Below are 17,396 nucleotides of genomic sequence, written 5' to 3'. Positions count from 1 at the left end.
TGTACCTGAGTGACTAACAACTAGCCAATTACCACTTGATGTGAATGAGGACTGGCGTGAGACGATGCTTCAACATTGGGATCTTGTTTAGCCAGCGTTGCCATGCTTTCCAGCGTGAGCAGAATCGGTCGAATGGCGAGAAAGCTTTCACCCATTGTGCCCATGGAAGCCATTGCAATATTTGTTCTGCCGGAGCTTCAAACCCATGCGAATAAGTATCCGAACCAAGCTTTTGACCCCATTTGCTTTCGGTTAAGTCACCTGCTAACACCATGCACACTTCTGCAGAAACAAAATGACGCCCTAGTGTTTGAATAAAAGTCGCAACTTGAGCTTCATCGCAATCAAGTAAAGTCATCTCACACAAAATCAAAACTGGCGCTTTATCTGGAATACGCAGTTCATCTAACCAACTCATGTCTTCTACGCTGCCACATCGATGTTCATAACGTTCGTTTTTGTGGAACAAACGCTGACGCCAAACCAAATTCTCGGTGATGTCCAATTCAACCCAATGACAACGACCATTGTCCAAACGGTAGAAACGTGTATCTAAACCTGCACCAACATTGATGATCCAAGCGTCTGAGTATTGGTGAAGAAAATGACTCACCTGTTGATCACACAACTGAGTTAAGGTCACGTGCAGCAATTGCTTCTGATCGACATCGCCACTGATACAGCCTGGAGCCATCTTGCAGCTCAAGCATGCCTTTGCCGCAATCGGATCGTACACCAAGCCGTTATCAACTAAGCTTTCGCGGCTGCGCAAAAACAACGGTTTTAGCAGATGATTGGGGATGTGATGTTGAGGCTTGGACATGGGCATTTCCCTGCACCGATAAGAAAATGATAAGACAAAATTAGATGATAATAAATCTCAATATCACCTGCAAGTTTAAACAGCACGATCCAACCCTGACTCAAGGTGAGTGCAATAGCTTTGAAAGAAATAAAAAAGAAATAGAGCAGAAAACATAAAGCCCAACGGAGAGCTGGGCTTTATTAGAGTACTTGAGGCTAGAAACTTACATCCAGTCGGTGTTGCGAATAATGCCAACCGCAAGACCTTCAATCGTCAGATGCTGCGACGTTAAATCGACTTGGATTGGTGAAAACGCTTCGTTTTCCGCGTGCAGCAGTACAGTAGAACCTTTACGCTCTAAACGCTTCACCGTCACATCGTCATCAACACGAGCAACCACAACTTGACCGTCGCGCACATCTTGGGTTTTGTGCACAGCCAGCAAGTCGCCATCCATGATACCGATGTCTTTCATACTTTCGCCGTTTACGCGAAGTAGGAAGTCCGCTTTCGGTTTAAACATCGCAGGATCCACTTGGTAGTGAGATTCCACATGTTCTTGAGCCAGAATCGGCTCACCAGCAGCAACCTGACCAATCAAAGGTAGTCCTTGATCGTCGTTTGCCGCATCTTCAAGTAAGATTCGGATCCCACGAGATGCGCCTGGAATAATTTCAATCGCTTGTTTACGAGCAAGCGCTTTTAGGTGTTCTTCTGCGGCATTCGCAGAGCGGAAGCCAAGCTCACGCGCAATCTCTGCACGAGTTGGTGGCATTCCAGTATCTTCAATTTTGCTTTTAATCAAATCGAAGACTTGTTGTTGGCGTGGCGTTAACGGCTTCATATGTCACCTGTCTTTTTATACAGTTAACTGTGAGTATATCCAGTAAATGAACAAATGAAAACCCAATTGGTTGTTTTTTAATTTATTTGCCCTGCTTCTGAACTCCCCCACAAACTTCAAATAAGCCTGCGTTTTAAACACATCTCCCATGCACTGTCTAATAAAAACAACAACCTATTAGTACGACTAATTTACAATCAATAAAATTAAAAGGTTTGACCAGTTTCTGGTATCCTTGCACCGCTTAAATTTTATCGCCTAGGCTTATTTCTATAGCCGTAACTATTCCTTTAATTACTGATGATAGGAAAGCGGACACAGAAATAAGGTTAGGCTTGTTTGAATACCTATTGAGGCAGTGAACTTTATGTCTTCTGGACAATCATTTTCACGTTCATTACTAAAACTACCTTTATCGGTAATGGTAAAGGGCACCACAATCCCATCAAATCCGATTGATGATCTTAACATCGACATCACTAAGCCGATTGTATACGCCTTACCATTCCGCTCGAACGTGGATTTGCTGACATTACAAAAACAAGCTCTGAGTCTTGGTCTACCTGACCCACTCAGTCCTTTAGAAATTAACGGCAAAACTCTCAACCGTTTCGTATTCATTGCATCTCGCCCAACGGTGATGAGCGATGATAATCATGTACCAAGTGATTCTGTTTCTTTGTTCACCGAACTGCTTGAACTGCATAAACTCGATAGCGAACTTGATGTACAGATGATCCCAACAACCGTGTTGTGGGGTCGTAAGCCTGGTAAAGAAGAAAACAGAAAGTCGTACCTACAACCAATGAACGGTCCACAAAAAGCGAAAGCGGTATTTGTCGCTGGTCGAGACTGTTTGGTACGTTTTAGCCCTGTGGTTTCTCTGCGTTATATGGCAGATTCCCACGGCACTGACAGCGCCATTGCTCATAAGTTAGCGCGTGTCGCTCGTATCCACTTCTCACGTCAGAAGCTTGCGGCATCGGGGCCAAATTTACCTCAGCGCCAAGTACTGTTCGCACGTTTAATGAAATCACCAGCGATCGAAAAAGCGATTGAAGACGAAGCACAAAGCAAAAACATCTCTATTGATAAAGCACGCAAAGAAGCCCATGACATCATGGATGAGATTGCTGCGGACTTTTCATATGGCTTAGTGAAAAATGGCGACCGTATTCTTGGCTGGTTGTGGACTAAGCTGTATCAAGGTCTGCACATCAATAACGCTTCGACGGTTCGTCGCTTAGCACAAGATGGTCATGAGATCGTGTACGTGCCATGTCACCGCAGTCACATGGACTACCTACTGCTTTCTTACGTTCTGTACCATGAAGGTATGGTACCGCCACATATTGCTGCAGGTATTAACCTAAACTTCTTCCCTGCAGGCCCTATCTTCCGTCGTGGTGGTGCGTTCTTTATTCGCCGTAGCTTTAAAGGCAACAAGCTGTACTCAACCATTTTCCGCGAGTATCTATCGGAGCTGTTTGCTAAAGGTTACTCGGTTGAGTACTTCAGCGAAGGTGGTCGCTCACGCACTGGTCGTTTGCTACAAGCAAAAACTGGTATGTTGGCAATGACGATTCAAGCGATGCTGCGCGGCCTAAACCGCCCAGTAACACTGGTTCCTGTGTACATTGGTTACGAGCACGTAATGGAAGTGGGCACTTACGCCAAAGAACTTCGTGGTTCACGCAAAGAGAAAGAGAACGCAGGTCTTGTGCTACGTACTCTGCGTAAGCTACGCAACTTTGGTCTTGGCTACGTCAACTTCGGTGAGCCAATTCAGCTAAACCAATACCTGAATGAACATGCACCAGAGTGGACGAAAGACATCGACCGCATGGGTGGTAGCAAACCACAATGGATGAACCCAGTGGTAAATGACCTCGCCAATAAGATGATGACACACATTAATGATGCCGCTGCAACAAACGCGCTGACTTTGTGTGCAACAGCGCTATTGTCTTCTCGTCAACGTGCATTATCACGTGACTCTCTGATCAATCAAATTGACTGCTACTTAAAGTTACTGAAGAACAATCCTTACTCTCGCACATCAACCGTGCCGAGTGAAACTGCAGAAGAGTTAGTGGATCACGCGCTCTCTCTCGATAAGTTTGTGATTGAAACCGATACTATGGGAGACATCATTTCACTGGATCGTAGCCAGTCGATTTTGATGACTTACTACCGCAACAACATCATTCACTTATTCGCTCTACCATCATTGATTGCTCAGATGCTTATTCGTCAGCGCAACTTGTCCGTAGAGAAGATTCAAGAGAATGTCGCTCAGATCTACCCATTCCTGAAAAAAGAACTGTTTCTAAGCTACAAAGAAGATGAGTTGGACGAGCTAGTAATTAAGGTGCTCAATGAGTTTGCCGAGCAGAAGATGATCAACTTAGATGGTGACAAACTGGAAATCAACCAGTCTAACAACCAGCCATTGGTGTTGCTTGGTCGCACAATCACAGAAACATTGCAACGTTACTCTATTGCCATGAACCTTTTGGTTGCAGACCAAGATCTAGGTAAATCAGACCTTGAGCAGAAGAGCCAAGACATTGCCCAACGTTTAGGTCGTTTGCACGGCATCAATGCACCTGAGTTTTTCGACAAAGGTGTGTTTACTGCCATGTTTAACACTCTCAAAGAACAGAAGTACTTAGATAGCAATGGCGACTGTGACCTTGAGAAAACACAGCAATTAGCCAAATTGCTGTTCACTCTACTTTATCCAGAAGTGAAGTTAACCATCGAAGAAAGTATCCACCAACTTCAGGCATAAACGACTTAAGCTCGATACGAGATTCCGTACAAAAAGAAAAGGCATCCAACTGGATGCCTTTTTCATACCTGCGATCATGATTAGAGGGGCTTACCAAAATGCAATAAACAACCCTAATGCCACGACCATTCCTACATAGTTATTATTGAGGAACGCTTTAAAACATAGGTCACGATCTCGGTGACGAATTAAGTGCTGCTGATAAACAAACAAAGACGCCGCGACCAAAATCATCCAATAATAACTTTGACCAAGTTCGTAATGTTGACCAAGTAACACAAGCATTGCGAGTGTCACTAACTGCAATACGCCAATCACCAATTTATCATGGCGACCAAACAAAATAGCCGTAGACTTAATGCCAATTTTTAAATCATCATCGCGATCGACCATGGCATACTGAGTGTCGTAAGCAATGGTCCATAAAGCGTTAATCGCAAATACAAACCACACGATCCATGGCAACTCACCTGTTTGAGCCGCCCAAGCCATTGGGATCGCCCAACTAAACGCTAAACCCAGAAAGAGCTGAGGCAAGTGGGTATAACGCTTCATAAATGGGTAAATGAAAGCCAAAACAATACCAGCAAAAGAAAGCTGAATCGTCAGTGGGTTCATCGTAAGAACCAATAAGAACGAACTGGCAGCCAGCAACAAAAACAAACCAATGGCTTCCTTTGAGGTCACTTTGCCTGATGGTAAAGGACGTTGCTTAGTACGTTTTACATGACCATCGACTTTACGATCCGCGAAGTCATTAATCACGCACCCTGCACTTCGCATTAAAAATACACCCAATACAAAGACCACCAGAACATCCCAACTGGGCATACCTTGGGCGGCAATGACAAGGGCCCAAACTGTCGGCCACAATAGTAAGAGTGATCCTATTGGGCGGTCCATTCGCATCAGTTGCCAATATGCTTTGGCTTTATCTGCGGACATTTACACTTTCTCCTTAGCGTAAACTGGGGCATTAGGTAAGAATAACTCAGCCACTAACATCGGTTTGTGATTCATCCACAATCTAGAGCGGCGCGCTAAAAAGCGACCTTGTGGCAAGCTTGCCCATCCCACTTGTAATGCATCGCGCTCAACGTTGTCTGCACTAAATACGGTGAGTCCAAGCGGTATATCACCTTGCTGAGCTAAGTCATATTGCTGATCGACTAACGTTGAACGAGGGATCAATGTGCGTCCAATGACCCAACCTTTCTCATCACCACGCAGTACCACCTCTCTAAGGAGGCATTCTTGTTCAGATAATAACTGGCTTTCATTGCGTGTTAGTGTCTTCGCGGTAACGATCTGATTGTGAAGCAATTCAACAGTTAACTGTTTGCAGTGCTGGCTTAAACGGCGTGACAAAGATCCTTGTTCTTCAAGCCAATGCTTGGCGAATTCATTTGGAAATTCAAAAACTTCGGGGTTTTGCCACTCTACTTCCAATAACGAAGTAAGATAGAGTGATATCAGCTGATTCATACTAGTATTCAATTGGTGGCTTTATGCGTACAATAAAGCAACAACTTACCGTCTGATTGAAACGGTAAGTTCTGTTATTTGTTTTAGACGAATCATTGTACCAAGACTTAAGCGATTCGAATATCGTGATCCAGAGAAAGAAAAGTTAGAAATATGTACAAACGTTATGTAGGCCAAATTATTTTCGCGCTAAGTCTGCTGATATCGATGCCCACTTGGGCTGAAACAAAAGAGACTGAACCTCAACTTGCTTACTTCACTTTAGAACCAGACTTGACGACCAATTTTTATACCAAAGGTAAAAAGCTCGGTTATGTGCAAGTACGCATCGACATAATGGTCATGAGCCAACAGGATCTTGCGGTAGTAGAGCACCATCAACCATTAATTCGTGATGCTGTAGTAGAGCTACTTGGTAAACAAACCGAAGACACGATTAAGTCTCTATCGGGCCGAGAAGACCTACGCAAAACATTGGTAACGACACTCAACGAAACACTACTACCAGAAACCGGCAAAACCATCATTGCCGATCTGCTGTTTACGAAGTATCTATACCAATAAGTGTCCATTGAAAGCTAAAGCCCATAAAACTAAAAGACCGCCGATGGGCGGTCTTTTTCTTCAAATCAAACGCTCAAGATGCGTGTTGGTATTTCTGCTTACCTGAATCAAATAAAGCAATCGCCATACCTGAAAGCAAGCCAACCAAATGAGCCGTATTGGCAATAGCCATAAATGGTTGAACAAAGCCCAATACCAACCACACTAGCATAAAGACAATGATCGGCTTAGGCAGCGTTAAACCTAAATGTGGCAAGCGATAGCCAAGAATCCACAAGTAACCAAGAAGCGCATACACCACACCAGACAAGCCACCAAAGTTTGCACCCTCAACATAAAACTGACCTGCACCAGACAGTGCTGCTGAGATAACAAAGATCTGCAATAACTTACCAGAGCCTAATCGGCGCTCAATATCGCCTCCCAACTGCCACCACCATAACAGGTTAAACACAATATGTGTGACCGAGAAGTGTAGCAAAGCATGGCTCACCCATCGCCATAACTGCCACTGCTGCCCTTCAAGGGCAGGAAAATGCAACAAAGCAAACACGCCATCGCCAAAACCGAACAACTGCAAAAAGTAGATAACGACACAGACAGCCATGATCAATAAAGTCACGGGACCCGCTTTAGCTTTCACCATATCCATGATGCTTGGGCTCGAGTAATGGAATTTACTTTTACGAGTATCGGCAACGTCCCAAGAAGCAGCGCTGTATTTCGACGCAGACGGATTTTCTAAAAATTGCTTAAGTTCCGCTTCAACTTCAATTTCATACTGCGCGTCAGTAAGCCAAAGAGCAAACTGCCCATCTCCCTCTGGCATCATCTGGATATCAATTCGGCGTGATGCCATATAATCAATAAACGCTTGCGCCATACGTGGATTATTTAACGTTACCAATCTCTTCATTAACTTCTCACTATCGGTAGTTCTGCTCGTTGCCAGGCTTCAAAGCCACCATCCACACTGTACACCTGTTCAAAGCCTTGGTTAACCAAATATTGCGCAGCACCCTGGCTACTAATGCCGTGATAACACATCACAAGCACGGGTTGTTCGAACTCCACGTCATCCATAAAGGAAACCATCGAATCATTGGTCAGGTGGAATGCTGACTCGGCATGTGCCACGGCAAAAGACTGAGGATCTCGGATATCGACAAGCCTTGCTTCACCTTGATCGAGTAATGCCTGAGCACTTTGTACATCAATATGTTGAAACTGGTCCATTTACTTTCTCATTTTGTTTTCATTATTGATGCCATTGTAACCTATCCAGAGCCAAACTTAGACACAGAGATAATCAGGATATTTCAAACTGTTCATAACACCACCAGTTGTGGATAAAGCTGTGAATTGCGTTGATAAAGTGCATTTAGATCATTTGATCCACAATATGTAGTAATGATCTTGATCTAGCTGTGTGTATATCTGGAACTATCCCCAAATGACAAACCTCGTCAAAGCCTTATTTTGTCCGGCTTTCGAACAGTTGATGAATAATTACTTCACAGAGTTATACACAGGTAGCACAGATAAACTTGATCGCAACCGTTATCGATTTTCGATCGAAAATAAAAAAGCCGAGATCGCATGATCTCGGCTTTTTATGAAAATCTTATTGTCGATAGAAATGGACGTTAGAACTCGCCAACAGCCAGTTTAAGTTTCTTCATCGCATTCTTTTCTAACTGACGAATACGCTCAGCAGAAACCCCAAACTCATCAGCAAGGTCTTGCAGCGTTGCTTTTTCATCATCTAACCAACGAGAACGAACAATGCGTTGACTGCGCTCGTCGAGGCTTGCTAATGCGTGACCTAAACGATTGTTAGTGTGTGTTTCCCAGTTAGCCGCTTCAATGTTATCCGCCACATCAGAAGATTTATCCTCTAGATACACCATAGGAGCGGTGTATGAGTTGGAGCTGTCATCTTCATCCATTGGCATATCAAAAGTTGAATCTATCGCTGCAAGGCGAGATTCCATTTCACGGACTTCAGATGGCTCAACACCTAGTTCACGGGCAACCGTTTCGACTTCACCATTATTGAACCAACCTAAACGCTTTTTCGACTTACGCAGATTGAAGAACAATTTACGCTGCGCTTTGGTTGTTGCGATCTTAACGATACGCCAGTTACGCAGTACGTATTCATGGATCTCTGCTTTGATCCAGTGAACGGCGAATGAGACAAGGCGAACACCCACTTCCGGATTAAAGCGCTTAACCGCTTTCATTAGGCCAATGTTGCCCTCTTGCACTAGATCTGCCATTGGCAAACCATAGCCAGAGTAACCACGAGCAACGTGAACAACGAATCGTAGGTGTGACAAGATCAGGCCTTTCGCCGCATCAATCTCACCATTGTAGTGTAATCTTTCTGCCAGTTCACGCTCTTCTTCTGGTGTCAGCATTGGGTAGCTGTTTACAGAACGAATATAGCTATCAAGGCTATCTTGCGTGACTAGAGCCATCGGATACGCTTCTTTTGTCATTCAATTCCTCATCAATCTCTGATCTGGAGCATTACATTGCAATTTAGCTTGGTCATCTTGAACTCAAAATGAACAAGTTTCAAGCTGGGTCAGCAATTATCCATAAACAAATGGTCTAAACAAGAGATAAAAATTAGCTTGTGCTAATAAATTCCAACTATAAGACACGAATCACCTAAACAGGTTCAATTTCTTTCAGGTGACGCTGTGCAGATACTCGTGCCGCAATACAGCCTAGTAAACTACCAGTAATGATCAACAGTAAAGATTCATCCCAGCTCAAGCCAATCAAACGGAACTGGCTATCATATAATGCAGCCAATTGCTCCACCGCATTATTCATCACCACCGTAATCAATGCTGTGACTAGCCATGCAATGGTCGCCCCTAAAACACCGAACCACATACCAGTGTATAAATAAGGACGGAGAATGAAACTGTCAGTTGCCCCAATCAGTTTCATGGTCTGAATCTCTTCTTTGTTCGCCAATACATTAAAACGTAGTGTATTGCCGACGATTAAAAATACAGCACCCAACATCAGTATTGTCAGTGTAATGACAATAATGCCAGCAAGGGTTTTGATCGCATCAAGCCGTGCAAGCCAGTCTTCATCAAGCCTAACGTCAGTAACATCTTGTTGCTTACCCACTTCTTTTGCCAATGAGCGAATATCACTTTTTTGCTCTGAGTCAGGTGTAATGACTAATACACCTGGCAGCGCATAACCGCTTAATAGGCTTAACGCTTGGTCAAAGCCCGCATACTGGCTCAAATCAGAGAGACCTTGTTGAGGAGAAATGTATTCCACCTCTTTTACTAATGGCCAGGTCTCAATCTGATCTTTTAGCACCATAACACGTGCATCAGGCATGCCTTCAACTAAGTAAGCACTAACTTGCGATGGCGATGCGACGTCTTCTGCCGCACCTGCAACGTTCTTGCCTAATAAATACAAACATGCAGGCATAGCCAATGCCATGGAAATCACGGCAAGAGTCAGTATATTACCAAGAGGCCGACGCCATAATGCGCCGAAAGAAGATTTTGCTTGTTTAATATGGACAGAGAAAAAACCGTCGGTATTAGCACGCTTGGCACTTCGGCCTTTGCCTTTCTTTTGGGTGCGCTTATTACCTACCATAGTCTTCTACCTCACTTAGGAAGCCTTGGTTCAATTCAAAGTGACGATATTGTGGGCGAGTGTTTACTAACCCAATATCGTGCGTTGCTAGTAGGATTGTCACACCTGCACGATTAAATTCTTCAAATAATCGCAACACGCGGTTAGACAGTTCAGGGTCGAGGTTACCGGTAGGCTCATCCGCAACCAGTAAGGTAGGTCGATTCACAACGGCACGTGCGATACCCACTCGTTGTTGCTCACCACCTGAGAGTTGGCTTGGTAAGCAACGGGCTTTATCAAGTAAGCCCGTTTTATCTAACGCCGCAGAGACTCGGCGCTTTATTTCATTTTCAGAAATCGATTCGATACGCATCGGAAGTGCCACGTTATCGAAGACACTGCGATCCATCAATAAACGGTGATCTTGAAATACAATCCCAATGTTGCGACGCAAAAAAGGAATGTCTTTATTTGAAATACGTGTGATATCGTGCCCATTAAAATGGATTTTTCCATCGGTAGGACGCTCTATCGCACATATCAGTTTCAACAAGGTACTTTTACCTGCCCCAGAATGTCCGCCTAAAAACGCCATCTCACCGCGCCTTAAGTGAAAGTCGACTTTCTGCAGAGCTTGTCGACCACCTCGGTAAGCCTTGCTCACTTGCTGAAATTTGATCACCGTTGATTTCCTCTAACTCTTGTTACTCTTCACGACTAAACAGAGCGTCAATAAACTCTTGAGTTTCAAATGGACGCAAGTCTTCAATACCCTCACCAACACCAATGTAGCGAATTGGAATCTCAAACTGATCTGCAATAGCAAAGATAACACCGCCTTTTGCAGTACCATCCAGCTTAGTCAATGTAATCCCGGTTAGAGGTGCAACATCACTGAAAAGTTTCGCTTGGCTAATCGCGTTTTGACCTGTACCTGCGTCTAGCGTCAGCATGATCTCGTGTGGCGCAGAGTCATCAATCTTCTTCATCACACGTACAATCTTACGCAGCTCTTCCATTAGGTTCGCTTTGTTTTGCAGACGACCCGCAGTGTCAGCAATGACGACATCTACGCCACGTGCTTTTGCCGCTTCAATCGCATCGTAAATAACAGATGCACTATCCGCACCAGTATGCTGAGCAATCACTGGCACATTATTGCGTTCACCCCAGACTTGCAGCTGCTCTACCGCTGCTGCGCGGAAAGTATCGCCAGCCGCCAGCATGACTTTCTTGCCTTGATTCTGGAATTGCTTCGCTAATTTACCAATCGTCGTTGTCTTACCAACACCATTTACGCCAACCATTAAGATAACGTAAGGTGTTTTGCTGCTGTCAATTTCCAACGGCTTTTCTACCTTAACGAGAATTTCAGCCATTTCTTCCTTCAGCAGACCATACAAGGCCTCTCCGTCTTTAAGATCACCACGAGAGGCTTTTTCAGTCAGGTTGTTGATGATTTTCGTTGTGGTGTTCATTCCCACGTCAGCAATCAATAGCTGCTCTTCAAGCTCTTCGAACAAGTCATCATCGATTTTCTTGCCACTGAACAAACCAAAAAAGCCTGCACCGATATTGGCTTTAGTACGGCTTAGACTGCGCTTAAGACGCGCAAAGAAACTTTCTGTCGGTTTTTCTTGCTCTTGAACGCGAGGTGCAACAGGTACTTCTGCTTCTGCTTCTGCTTCTGCTTCTGCTTCTGCTTCTGCTTCTGCTTCTGCTTCTGCTTCTGCTGGGACAGTTTCGGTACCCTTAGGCTCTTCTTCAACAACTGCTTTTTCATCAACTTGTTCAGCAACAACTTCTTCCATCGCTTGTTGCTCAGCTGCAGGCGCTTCCACCGCTTCTTCTTTTACTGATTCTTCAGCCGTTGGCTTTTGGCTTTGCTCTTCATCACCAAAACCTAGCCACGAAAGTAATCCGCGCTTCTTTTTTTCCGTCATCTGGGGCTATCCTAGATTGTCTCTTTATCTATTTAAGTACGCTTTTCTAAAAACAGAATGACTGATTCAGAAAAGCCTGATGACAAAGTTGTGCTAACTTTCCAATTAGATGATTCTAATCTTATTAATGTTACACTCTGTCATCATGAATATTCTGGGCTGTACCCTCGCTCAATGCTTGGGCAATTGGGTATAGTATCACTTTATTAGCGGTCAAAAAATCTATGTCAAGACGTCGCCAGCAAAACTCCTCACAAAAAAAGCCAACAACGGGCTTTGTTCGCATTATTAGTGGTTTATGGAGAGGTAGAAAGCTCCCTGTTCATGATGCAGAAGGTTTGCGTCCAACCACCGATCGCGTAAAAGAAACGCTATTTAATTGGCTAGCTCAAGACGTACCTCAAGCGAAATGTCTCGACCTATTTGCAGGTTCTGGCGGTTTAGGCTTTGAATCGGCTTCTCGCCAAGCAGAGCTTGTCACTATGATTGAGCTCAATCCTCAAGCATTTCAGCAACTGCAAAAAAATATTGCCTCTTTGAACGCAAATAATATTAACGTCGTGAACACTGACGCACTGAGCTTTTTACAACAACCGGGTACGCCATACCATGTCGTATTCATCGATCCACCGTTCCGCAAAGGGTTACTGGATGAAACCGTGACCTTGCTAGAGCAAAACGGCTGGTTAGCTGAAGATGCCATGATTTATATTGAAACAGAAAAAGAGCTGAATATTGCTGGGCTTCCGGATAATTGGCAATTGCACCGCGAGAAAAGCGCGGGGCAAGTAAGTTACCGCCTATACGAACGCTCCCAATCTTAACGCCTCAATTTAAAAGGAAAGTTAAATGAAAGCACTACTGATATTGGCGAAAGCGGCGATCGCTTTTGTCTGGTTTATATTGATTCTCAACATCTTTATGCCATTCCCAGGCAAAGCGGCCATCGCTCTTTACATCATGGCTGCGTTCCTATTCATGATGCATGGATTACAAATGGCGATCTTCATCGGTGCGTTTGGTGACAAAATTAAGATGAGCGCTTGGGAGAAATACTCCATTCTAATTTTTGGTATTTTCGCGTTACTCGACATTCGTCGTAAGCACATGATGTAAACGTCGACAAAATAGATGTCAGTGAATAGACAAAAGCCGCTCGATTGAGCGGCTTTTCTGCTGCATTGATCTTGTTCTCAATTAAAGCTGCTTTCTACATCATCAACAATAACAAAGAAAAACGATGCCCATCATGAGTAAATTAATGGTTACAAATACGTGCTTTGTTGACGATGAATTTGCCCTCATGCTCATGAATTTTTTCACGTTTTAGTAAAAAATCTAGTAACGCATCTAAATCTAAATCATTGAGTTTGCACGTATGAAAACGGACATCAGTACCAAAGTGAGTCGCTAGCTCATCACGGTTCATTGGGGTTTCATTCAGTAGGTTTAACAGGTTATGCGCGTGAATCTCACTCATCATTGACTCCAATCATCAAATTTAATCCCATCAGTTTACTCAAGTTAGCGATTGTTACTTTGACCTGCGTTAGTAAATGACAGAAGCCACAATTAAAGCATGAGCGAAGAAATAGCTACCACTCACCCAAAGGTACGCACGTTTCATCGGCTTACGGTAGCCGTGAATGGCGTAAGTCAATGCGGAGCCTATCATAACCAAGGTACCGAGAAACCCGAGAGCTGCCCCACGAGTTGCAGCCTGAAGCCACACCTCGCCCGCTAACCAAGCAAGAAAAACCAGGACACCCCCCATGACAACAACAGGGAAAACTAAAGAATCAAGTTGAGGAAGCAACAAGAAGAAAGCAACAACACTTGCTGCAAGCAGTAGTGCCAGTAACCACCAGATAATCTCACCGTTCAATTGAACCCAGAAAGCTTGGCTATAAAGCAACTGAGCGAGCAAATAACTAACAAAATAGAAAGACTTCCGAGATTTAAATGAATGCAGGGTATCTGCAAACATAGACACTAACAGACCACCTACAATCCAGTAAGTCTGAGATGCGGAAGGTCCCTCTGTCAGTACTAGGATCAATAGCAATAACAGCGTCAGTACTTTAAACAGTAGAGACTGTGGCAAATTGGCTTGCTTTGCCCCCAACACGGAATACAACCCAGATAGTCCTATTGCCAGCCAACTCCACATGACACCTACACCTTCTACATAACCCCGTCGCTAGTCTAGGTAGACCAATCTTGATGTAAAGACACAATCAACGAAAGTTGGATCTCGATAGCGAATCGCATGACTTTCACACCTAACTCAAGGCACATTCTTTATCTATGTTTCATCTCTTTTTTTCTCCTACAACATCAAAGCGTAAGCTCGTGCTAAACGTCGATACAAACAAAATAGGTCCAACAGAAAAGTTGTCAAAGAAACCATCAAATTGATTGCCATACAAACGTTATGAACAAATAAGAAACACAAAACAGAAATCCACGACCTCTGGACTTAAAGCGTCTAAAACAGGCAAAGACAGTGCAATATAAACCACCTGAATCCTTGTATTTATCTAGATTAAAAAGTTAAGCAACCAAACATAACTAACTGATATAGCTAAAAACATATCAGATAAGTCATTAAAACCACACTCTATCCACCACAAATCTATCCCAAGTGGTAATGGCGGGACAATTTTCTCATCAGATAGGAAATCACTCCCACTGTTGGAAACTTTCGCCCTAACCAGCAAGAATAAAAACTCAATTTTCTCAACTTTTGAGAAATTCATCAAAAATCAAAACCCAAACCAGCCACATATAAAAGAAACACAATAACACCATTAGTGTAACTATATTTAACACATTAAAATCAACAACTTAAACCCGCAAGCGAAGAACATTTAGACACAACGCACACTTATGAAGCAGCACAAAAAACACAGTTTCATTGGTCAAATTAAGGTAAAAACAATCAAGTTAAGTGTGTTTTTTGAAAAGTTTCACGCTTTAAAGTTGATCAAAGCTCAAAAACAGTGCTATATTATTTACATCGAGTTCATCAAGGATTAAAGGGGTAGTGTTATGATTTCTTCATCTCAAAAACAGGGGCTGGTAATGATTGCAGTAGTTATGGGTTTAATGACGCTGCCAATGATGTACTAAGTTACTGTTTAAAATAAAAAAGGGACGCAATTGCGTTCCCTTTTTTGATTACTTTTCGTACAAACACTGTTTATAGATGTTTCGACAAAATATCCCAATGCATGTAGTAGAAGCCAAGAGCGGCAAGCGTAATGAGAGCCATCAACAAAATTGCTACTCGCCAGATAAAGCGAGAACTTCTTGGCGTCAACTCTTTCTCGCATGCATCGCAAGCGGCTAAAAAACCCTTTCGATCATCCAGTTTATAGCCCTCTTCATGGACAACCTTATTTCGAACGGTCGCAATAAAACGCAGTTTTGCAACAACGTCGTGTGGCAAACGTTCTTCACAACTGGTGATCAGTTGGTGTAACCCTTTCCCTTCTGCGTGATACTGTGTTCGCAAGAGCTTTTCAATCGTTCGGGTACGCATGACTACTTTCTCAATATCTGACATCGTAACCTTCCTTCACTGATCTTTCCTTTGTTCGTTCACTTATTCTTCTACAAATTTAGAGGTTTTTCGAGTTAAGAGGTGCACATTTCCTGCTAATTTGTGCTCTTCTACGCATATAAAATGTGAAGTGCGCCGAATAAAAACTACATCCCTTTTACTAGATCACGAATAATTTATCTCAACTCATAGTTTAATCAGGGAGTTCTGTAAAATAGGTGCCAATGAAACATTGGAGGTTATCATGCCAATCTCACTTATTTTGGCTCTATTTGCCCTGATTGCTCTGGGGGCATGGGTGTTCTTTCGCTTTTACAGTAAGCACTATTTTGGCGAGAACGCGCCTGAGCAAAGCGCACAAGTCACCGTACTCGACAAACAAGCAATAGACGTACCGGACGCAGAGCCTGGTCAAGACGATCAAGAATATTGGATTTATGTACAACGTGGGCCTATCGGACCGAAACGCGAGTTTCAAATCGGTGTGCACTATTACCATGCGCTCAATCCAGGTGATAAAGGCACACTGACCTACCGTGGCGATAAGTTCTTACACTTCGCTGTAAAACGCTAACCTACGGCAATAACCAACGAGTCTTGGCGGACTTAGAGAACAAATAACTCATTGCCAAGGCTCCTGCTCCACTCAACACAATCCACACAGGAATCACCCATGCTGGATGGCCGTGATACCACTCAAAGGCTTTCATTGGCCATAAAAAAATGGGGTGTAATAGATAAATACCTAAACTGTATTGGCTAATAAAACCCACCACTTTTTGTGCTTTAGGGGCTAACCCCTCACCAAAGTAACGACACAGCATAAAGATCATTGACGCCGCTAAAATCACATTCAATGTTTTATATGAGAACCAGCGCCCTACTGTGTATTTCTCGGCTTCCAAGCTATTGCTCACAACCATAGTGAAAGTCACAACCAAAGCGACTAAGCCTAACCCCGTAACGAGCGATACTGTAGAGCGATTAAGTGGAACCTTTTTAAATAATACATAGCCGAGAGGCAAATATCCCATGTAAAGCCAGTATTGATTGCTCCACGGCCCATCAATTTTGAATAAGAATAAGGTGCTACTGAGTAGCCAAACCGCCAAGTACGCATAAAGGACACTGTCATCACAATTGCGGACTACCCATTGAAACAGCGGAATCACAAAATAGAGCGGAATAAAGTAGTAGAAGAATCCGAGATGATAGTAAGTCGCGTGATGTGGACTATTACCAACGACTTCTTTGACGGTCTCGAAATCAAAACCTTGCGCTGTCCAACCGGATAGATAGGCATAAAACATCGACCACACTAAGAAAGGCACCAACACTTTACCCAAACGCCGTTTAACGTAGTACTTGGCATCAAAAGGACGAGTGTCACTGAGCATCAGCGCACCAGTGATCAAAATGAATACGGGCACCGCCCAGCGAGTCACACTGTTCACACCGACCGCTGTCAACCATTGGTCAAATGGAATCACTCCCAACTCATTACGATATGGCGCTAACACGTGAATAGCGATCACTGCCACTGCAGCGACACAACGTAATAAGTCGAAAAATAGAACCCTTTCTCTCATACCCTTTCCTAATTTGCGTAACTTCACGTCTATAGCATAGGGCAATTTTCATCCGGTTAAATAGTTAACAGTCTGTTTTTGCTTATTTTTAACTCCTTTATGACGTGCAAATATTATTCACTTGCAAAATAGATACCCGCAACTTCCATTCTGAGGTGAGATCAGCAGCCCAAAGCT

Annotated in this window: 19 protein-coding genes; 5 read left to right on the top strand and 14 right to left on the bottom strand. The window is 43.5% G+C overall.

Going from position 1 to position 17,396, the window contains the following annotated elements; translation table 11 throughout:
- Positions 1–28: 28 nt before the first annotated feature.
- Both KHN78_RS08330 and lexA read right to left on the bottom strand, forming a co-directional pair.
- Positions 29–823, bottom strand: a complete 795-nt coding sequence (locus KHN78_RS08330; RefSeq protein WP_211915762.1) for a class I SAM-dependent methyltransferase — start codon at positions 821–823, stop codon at positions 29–31.
- A gap of 205 nt (positions 824–1,028) precedes the next feature.
- Complete coding sequence (lexA, locus tag KHN78_RS08325; RefSeq protein ID WP_128809880.1) at positions 1,029–1,649, bottom strand: transcriptional repressor LexA; 621 nt, start codon at positions 1,647–1,649, stop codon at positions 1,029–1,031.
- Positions 1,650–2,016: 367 nt separating this feature from the next.
- On the opposite strand from lexA, the gene plsB reads away from it, so the two are divergent.
- Complete coding sequence (gene plsB / locus KHN78_RS08320; protein ID WP_211915761.1) at positions 2,017–4,443, top strand: glycerol-3-phosphate 1-O-acyltransferase PlsB; 2,427 nt, start codon at positions 2,017–2,019, stop codon at positions 4,441–4,443.
- Between the two features lie 90 nt (positions 4,444–4,533).
- Here the strand turns inward: plsB and ubiA are convergent, their stop codons facing one another.
- Together ubiA and KHN78_RS08310 are read right to left on the bottom strand one after the other, a co-directional pair.
- The gene (gene ubiA / locus KHN78_RS08315) at positions 4,534–5,388 is read right to left on the bottom strand and encodes a 4-hydroxybenzoate octaprenyltransferase (RefSeq protein WP_211915760.1); all 855 of its coding nucleotides are present in this window, start codon (positions 5,386–5,388) and stop codon (positions 4,534–4,536) included.
- The gene (locus KHN78_RS08310) at positions 5,389–5,928 is read right to left on the bottom strand and encodes a chorismate lyase (protein ID WP_211915759.1); all 540 of its coding nucleotides are present in this window, start codon (positions 5,926–5,928) and stop codon (positions 5,389–5,391) included.
- Between the two features lie 153 nt (positions 5,929–6,081).
- On the opposite strand from KHN78_RS08310, the gene KHN78_RS08305 reads away from it, so the two are divergent.
- Positions 6,082–6,492 carry a flagellar basal body-associated protein FliL gene (locus tag KHN78_RS08305; protein WP_128809876.1) on the top strand — a complete coding sequence of 137 codons (411 nt, stop codon included), beginning with the start codon at positions 6,082–6,084 and terminating at the stop codon, positions 6,490–6,492.
- A 73-nt stretch (positions 6,493–6,565) separates the two neighbouring features.
- Here the strand turns inward: KHN78_RS08305 and glpG are convergent, their stop codons facing one another.
- The 6 genes from glpG to ftsY form a co-directional block, all read right to left on the bottom strand.
- Complete coding sequence (gene glpG / locus KHN78_RS08300) at positions 6,566–7,408, bottom strand: rhomboid family intramembrane serine protease GlpG (RefSeq protein WP_128809875.1); 843 nt, start codon at positions 7,406–7,408, stop codon at positions 6,566–6,568.
- Positions 7,408–7,728 carry a thiosulfate sulfurtransferase GlpE gene (gene glpE, locus KHN78_RS08295; RefSeq protein ID WP_128809874.1) on the bottom strand — a complete coding sequence of 107 codons (321 nt, stop codon included), beginning with the start codon at positions 7,726–7,728 and terminating at the stop codon, positions 7,408–7,410. The genes glpG and glpE overlap by 1 nt, the downstream gene beginning before the upstream one ends.
- A 410-nt stretch (positions 7,729–8,138) precedes the next feature.
- Positions 8,139–8,996 carry an RNA polymerase sigma factor RpoH gene (gene rpoH, locus KHN78_RS08290; RefSeq protein ID WP_211915758.1) on the bottom strand — a complete coding sequence of 286 codons (858 nt, stop codon included), beginning with the start codon at positions 8,994–8,996 and terminating at the stop codon, positions 8,139–8,141.
- A 175-nt stretch (positions 8,997–9,171) separates the two neighbouring features.
- Complete coding sequence (gene ftsX / locus KHN78_RS08285; protein ID WP_128809872.1) at positions 9,172–10,140, bottom strand: permease-like cell division protein FtsX; 969 nt, start codon at positions 10,138–10,140, stop codon at positions 9,172–9,174.
- Positions 10,130–10,804, bottom strand: a complete 675-nt coding sequence (gene ftsE, locus KHN78_RS08280; protein WP_005535654.1) for a cell division ATP-binding protein FtsE — start codon at positions 10,802–10,804, stop codon at positions 10,130–10,132. The genes ftsX and ftsE overlap by 11 nt, the downstream gene beginning before the upstream one ends.
- A gap of 22 nt (positions 10,805–10,826) precedes the next feature.
- Positions 10,827–12,065: a signal recognition particle-docking protein FtsY gene (ftsY, locus tag KHN78_RS08275; protein ID WP_211915757.1), complete on the bottom strand. Its 1,239-nt coding sequence runs from the start codon at positions 12,063–12,065 to the stop codon at positions 10,827–10,829.
- 224 nt (positions 12,066–12,289) lie between these two features.
- Between ftsY and rsmD the strand changes: the two genes are divergently transcribed.
- Positions 12,290–12,889 (top strand): 16S rRNA (guanine(966)-N(2))-methyltransferase RsmD, encoded by a 600-nt coding sequence (rsmD, locus tag KHN78_RS08270; RefSeq protein ID WP_211915756.1) that lies wholly within the window; start codon positions 12,290–12,292, stop codon positions 12,887–12,889.
- Positions 12,890–12,914: 25 nt separating this feature from the next.
- Entirely contained in the window at positions 12,915–13,181 is a 267-nt protein-coding gene (locus tag KHN78_RS08265) for a DUF1145 domain-containing protein (RefSeq protein ID WP_099080949.1), read from the top strand.
- 142 nt (positions 13,182–13,323) lie between these two features.
- Here KHN78_RS08265 and KHN78_RS08260 read toward each other — a convergent pair whose 3' ends face one another.
- The 3 genes from KHN78_RS08260 to KHN78_RS08250 form a co-directional block, all read right to left on the bottom strand.
- Positions 13,324–13,545: a YecH family metal-binding protein gene (locus KHN78_RS08260; RefSeq protein ID WP_211915755.1), complete on the bottom strand. Its 222-nt coding sequence runs from the start codon at positions 13,543–13,545 to the stop codon at positions 13,324–13,326.
- Between the two features lie 69 nt (positions 13,546–13,614).
- Positions 13,615–14,235, bottom strand: a complete 621-nt coding sequence (locus tag KHN78_RS08255) for a lysoplasmalogenase (RefSeq protein WP_211915754.1) — start codon at positions 14,233–14,235, stop codon at positions 13,615–13,617.
- Between the two features lie 1,032 nt (positions 14,236–15,267).
- Positions 15,268–15,633 carry a DUF4145 domain-containing protein gene (locus KHN78_RS08250; protein WP_128809867.1) on the bottom strand — a complete coding sequence of 122 codons (366 nt, stop codon included), beginning with the start codon at positions 15,631–15,633 and terminating at the stop codon, positions 15,268–15,270.
- 241 nt (positions 15,634–15,874) lie between these two features.
- Between KHN78_RS08250 and KHN78_RS08245 the strand changes: the two genes are divergently transcribed.
- Positions 15,875–16,204 carry a DUF2500 domain-containing protein gene (locus tag KHN78_RS08245; RefSeq protein WP_128809866.1) on the top strand — a complete coding sequence of 110 codons (330 nt, stop codon included), beginning with the start codon at positions 15,875–15,877 and terminating at the stop codon, positions 16,202–16,204.
- Position 16,205: 1 nt separating this feature from the next.
- On the opposite strand, the gene KHN78_RS08240 is transcribed toward KHN78_RS08245, so the two are convergent.
- Positions 16,206–17,219 (bottom strand): acyltransferase, encoded by a 1,014-nt coding sequence (locus tag KHN78_RS08240; RefSeq protein ID WP_211915753.1) that lies wholly within the window; start codon positions 17,217–17,219, stop codon positions 16,206–16,208.
- Between the last annotated feature and the right edge of the window lie 177 nt (positions 17,220–17,396).

It is taken from the genome of Vibrio sp. B1REV9 (genome assembly GCF_905175395.2).
Classification (GTDB): Bacteria; Pseudomonadota; Gammaproteobacteria; order Enterobacterales; family Vibrionaceae; genus Vibrio; species Vibrio alfacsensis.
The sequence above is the reverse complement of the archived record's forward strand: the minus strand, read 5'-3'. Positions and strand labels throughout refer to the sequence as shown.

Coding starts and splice junctions, on each gene's coding strand:
- plsB (WP_211915761.1), top strand. CDS start 2,017: ATGTCTTCTGGACAATCATTTTCACGTTCATTACTAAAACTACCTTTA.
- lexA (WP_128809880.1), bottom strand. CDS start 1,649: ATGAAGCCGTTAACGCCACGCCAACAACAAGTCTTCGATTTGATTAAA.
- rsmD (WP_211915756.1), top strand. CDS start 12,290: ATGTCAAGACGTCGCCAGCAAAACTCCTCACAAAAAAAGCCAACAACG.
- KHN78_RS08330 (WP_211915762.1), bottom strand. CDS start 823: ATGTCCAAGCCTCAACATCACATCCCCAATCATCTGCTAAAACCGTTG.
- KHN78_RS08255 (WP_211915754.1), bottom strand. CDS start 14,235: ATGTGGAGTTGGCTGGCAATAGGACTATCTGGGTTGTATTCCGTGTTG.
- ftsX (WP_128809872.1), bottom strand. CDS start 10,140: ATGGTAGGTAATAAGCGCACCCAAAAGAAAGGCAAAGGCCGAAGTGCC.
- ftsY (WP_211915757.1), bottom strand. CDS start 12,065: ATGACGGAAAAAAAGAAGCGCGGATTACTTTCGTGGCTAGGTTTTGGT.
- KHN78_RS08240 (WP_211915753.1), bottom strand. CDS start 17,219: ATGAGAGAAAGGGTTCTATTTTTCGACTTATTACGTTGTGTCGCTGCA.
- KHN78_RS08305 (WP_128809876.1), top strand. CDS start 6,082: ATGTACAAACGTTATGTAGGCCAAATTATTTTCGCGCTAAGTCTGCTG.
- glpE (WP_128809874.1), bottom strand. CDS start 7,728: ATGGACCAGTTTCAACATATTGATGTACAAAGTGCTCAGGCATTACTC.
- KHN78_RS08250 (WP_128809867.1), bottom strand. CDS start 15,633: ATGTCAGATATTGAGAAAGTAGTCATGCGTACCCGAACGATTGAAAAG.
- KHN78_RS08245 (WP_128809866.1), top strand. CDS start 15,875: ATGCCAATCTCACTTATTTTGGCTCTATTTGCCCTGATTGCTCTGGGG.
- KHN78_RS08260 (WP_211915755.1), bottom strand. CDS start 13,545: ATGAGTGAGATTCACGCGCATAACCTGTTAAACCTACTGAATGAAACC.
- KHN78_RS08265 (WP_099080949.1), top strand. CDS start 12,915: ATGAAAGCACTACTGATATTGGCGAAAGCGGCGATCGCTTTTGTCTGG.
- rpoH (WP_211915758.1), bottom strand. CDS start 8,996: ATGACAAAAGAAGCGTATCCGATGGCTCTAGTCACGCAAGATAGCCTT.
- KHN78_RS08310 (WP_211915759.1), bottom strand. CDS start 5,928: ATGAATCAGCTGATATCACTCTATCTTACTTCGTTATTGGAAGTAGAG.
- ubiA (WP_211915760.1), bottom strand. CDS start 5,388: ATGTCCGCAGATAAAGCCAAAGCATATTGGCAACTGATGCGAATGGAC.
- glpG (WP_128809875.1), bottom strand. CDS start 7,408: ATGAAGAGATTGGTAACGTTAAATAATCCACGTATGGCGCAAGCGTTT.